The organism is Mycobacterium sp., from assembly GCF_049647605.1.
In the GTDB taxonomy this organism is placed as follows: Bacteria; Actinomycetota; Actinomycetes; order Mycobacteriales; family Mycobacteriaceae; genus Mycobacterium.
This window is the reverse complement of record NZ_JBARXZ010000043.1, coordinates 1-3,594: the sequence shown is the minus strand read 5'-3', so window position 1 is coordinate 3,594 and position 3,594 is coordinate 1. Positions and strand designations below refer to the sequence as shown.

Below are 3,594 nucleotides of genomic sequence, written 5' to 3'. Positions count from 1 at the left end.
AATGACGATGATGGGCAGCGCCCAGTGACCAAATTCGTCCTCGCCGGAAACACCCATGAAAATCGAAGCGACCGACGCCACCGTCGTCGATATCAGGCGAATGTCCTCCCGGAAATGACCACGGGACCAAAGACGAAATGAACATTTGGATTTCGCGCCGATTGGAGGGGGTACTTTTTTCCGTGGAGCATCACCCCAACCGACCAGACGAAGGGCTTTAAACCACCACGCAGACGCGTTCTATATCGGTTATATAATACCGTTAATGTGAAACAGGTATTTATTTACCTTGTTTTGAAGCCTATGTGCATCGGATGCGAGTGGCAGCGTTCGCTTCCCGGAAAGCCATTTTGGGCGTCCTGCAGCCGTTCTTGAGCGCGGGAACGGGCAATCGGTCGGTAGGTGAATGATGAAGAGATGCGACCAGAGGATAAGGACTTGAGAACTTCGAATCCTTGTCATCCGACGATATGTGCGATCGGAGCGGACCGAGGAATTGGCCGACGACGCATAACGGCGAATGCCGTTACGTTTTTGCGGAAACCACGGGCCAAGGAGCGCATCCTCCGGGATGCGTCATCGACACGGTAGAAGCGATCCGAGGCGCCCGGATCGGGAAACAACTTCGACGGATCGGTCGCAATCCTGATCTTGACCAATTCCCTGCAATGAGACGTGCGAGCCATTTTGTCGACATTTCGGCATATGGTTGCGCACGTAAATGGCAGGCCGAAGAAGCGCCTCACGAAATTCCGTCAAGTCTCCTCTCTCTGCAGCAAGAGGCTCTGCTTCTTGAAAATGAAAATAGCGCTTGCCGCCGGCAGATATCGAAGTCAGCATTATTCTCATCTGCACCTTGCGTGCACAGCATCGGGATGGGTCATCCTGGAAAGGGATATGACTCGAACAAGTCGATCATTGGTCAGGCACTTTGGTCGCCGCCGCGGATAATGGAGCATTGAGCGACCACGTGCCGAGTGACGCAGGTCGAACAGGTAGGTATCGGTAGGCCGAGGGTGGGAGCGAAAGACGACGGATGAATATTGAATTTGGACCTGAGCTCGAGAATTTCCGCCAAGAGGTGGCGGCATTTCTTGATACGGCCCCAACACCGGACATTCGCGAAGCAGGCGCGAAAACGACCAGCGTGTTCGCCCCCTTCGAGCAGGCTATCGCCTGGCAGAAGATCCTCAACGCCAAGGGATGGGCGGCGCCGGCATGGCCAAAGGAATATGGCGGGACCGGCTGGTCGGTGGAACAGCGCTATATTTTCGCGGAAGAGTGTCGGAAGCGCCAACTGCCGCCGCTGTTGCCGAACTGTCTGCAGATGGTCGGGCCCATGCTGATCGACCTTGGTACCGAAGAGCAGAAGCGCAAGCACTTGCCATTGATCCTTTCCGGAGACGTCTATTGGACGCAAGGATATTCCGAACCGAACGCCGGCTCCGATCTCGCCTCGCTCCAGTGCTCGGCGGTGTCCGACGGCGACGACTACATCATCAACGGATCCAAGATCTGGACCACGCTGGCGCACCACTCCAACCGCATGTTCATGCTGGTGCGCACCAGCAAGACCGGAAAGAAGCAGGAGGGCATCACCTTCCTGCTGCTGGAGCGCACGGATTATCCGGGCATGGACATCCGCCCGATCATCGGCCTCGACGGCTTCCCGGAACAATGCGAGGTTTTTTTCGACAATGTGCGGGTGCCGAAATCGGGTCGGATCGGAGCGGAGAACGACGGCTGGTCGGTCGCCAAGCATCTGTTGAAGCACGAGCGCGGCGGCTCGGCCGCCAGCCCCGCACTGCTGCATGGCATCGCGCGGATTCGCGAAGCCGCGAAAAAGACGCTGTCGCCCTTCGGAGGCGTAGTGGCGGATGATCCCGTGTTCCAGCGAGATCTCGGCGAGTTGGAAGCGGACATCCTGTCCTATCGTCATTTCGAGCAGCTTGCGATCAGCGGCCACCCCATGGTGCGCGACGCCGCCTATCCCTCGATGAACAAGACGATGAACTCGGAATTGTCGCAGCGTGTGTCGATCATGATGACGCGCGTGTCCGGCATCGAGACCGTGCCGCTGCAACTGGAAGCGTTGACCGTCGGCTCGAACGTCGCGCCGCTGGGATCGGACTTCGATCTGGTCGCGATGCCGTATTACCTCAACACCCGCGCCACCTCCATCTATGCCGGCACCAACGAAGTGCAGCGCGACCTGATCGCGCGCACGGTGCTGGCCGCCAACCGGTAAGGACAAGATCATGGATTTCTTGTTTACCGAGGAGCAGACGATGCTCCGCGACAGCGTGGCGCGCTATCTCGACAAGACCTACGACTTCGATGCGCGTCAGGCATTATTGCGTTCGGAAGCGCCTTATTCGAAGGCGGCATGGAGCCAGTTCGCGGAGCTTGGCGTGCTCGCACTGCCGTTCCCCGAAGACTTGGGCGGCCTCGGCGGCTCTGTTACCGATCTCGTCCCAGTCGCCGAAGTGTTCGGCGAGCATCTGACGGTCGAGCCGTGGGCGTTCGCGCTGACGCTCGCCGGCGGCGCGCTAGCGACGACGGGCAATCATGGCGCAACCCACAAGCATCTCGCCGATCTTATCAGTGGCAAGAGCATTGGCGCTTTTGCCTATGACGAACATCGCGGCATCGCCACGCCTGCCCAGATCGCGATGACGGCGACGCCGTCCGGCGACGGCCTCGTGCTCAACGGCGAGAAGCGGCTTGTGTTCGGCGCGGCGGAGGCCGACTTCATGGTCGTCGCCGCGCGCGCCACTGGTCAAGTCGGCGATACGCAGGGCCTTGTCCTGCTGCTGGTCGATCCGCATGCGTCGGGCATCAGCCTGACGCCATTCCGGACTCAGGACGGACGTAGTGCCGCGCATGTGCGCTTCGATAATGTCACATGCACCCACGCCGACGTGCTGGCGAACGACGCGCACCATCTCATTGCGAAGCTGATCTCGGATGCTATCCTCGTTCTTGCCGCGGAAGCCGTGGGTGCGATGACTGCACTGCTGCGCATCACCGGCGCCTACGCCACCACGCGCAGGCAATTCGGCGTTGCCATCGGCACGTTCCAGACCGTGGCGCACCGCCTCGCCGACATGAAGATCGCTCACGCCAAGGCTTATGCCTCGCTGATGTATTCCACGGCGCTGGCCGAAGCGGGTCGCCTCACCGCGCGTGACGTCTCGATACTGAAGGCCCAAGCCGGAAAGATGGGACGGACCATCGCGGAAGCGGCCGTGCAAACCCATGGCGGCGTCGGCATGACCGACGAACTCTCCGTCGGACATTACCTAAAACGTGTGTTGGCGTTCGAAGCGATGTTCGGCACGCCCGATTATCACTTCCGCAAGATCGGCAGCACGACGAACGACGCCGTCACAACCGGTTCGGTGCAACATACGTCACCGATGGGGCCGCACGATCTCCCCGAAATCCCTTTCCGTTGATTGCCACACTGTTTGCCGTCAGCACCCTTGAGACCAATTAAGGAACTTCACGGAGGGAGGATTTCTGGTTCATCGTAGCCGTAAGGAGCGAAGATGAAACAGAAATCCGTACCGGGCAAAGCGCCCGCAGAACAAG

At 59.5% G+C, this 3,594-nt stretch carries 2 protein-coding genes; both read left to right on the top strand.

Annotation, left to right across the window (positions count from 1 at the left end; genetic code table 11):
- Window positions 1-1,036: 1,036 nt before the first annotated feature.
- Window positions 1,037-2,248: an acyl-CoA dehydrogenase family protein gene (locus WBB07_RS06020; protein WP_526305721.1), complete on the top strand. Its 1,212-nt coding sequence runs from the start codon at window positions 1,037-1,039 to the stop codon at window positions 2,246-2,248.
- Window positions 2,249-2,258: 10 nt separating this feature from the next.
- Window positions 2,259-3,458 carry an acyl-CoA dehydrogenase family protein gene (locus tag WBB07_RS06015; protein ID WP_526305719.1) on the top strand — a complete coding sequence of 400 codons (1,200 nt, stop codon included), beginning with the start codon at window positions 2,259-2,261 and terminating at the stop codon, window positions 3,456-3,458.
- Window positions 3,459-3,594 lie beyond the last annotated feature (136 nt).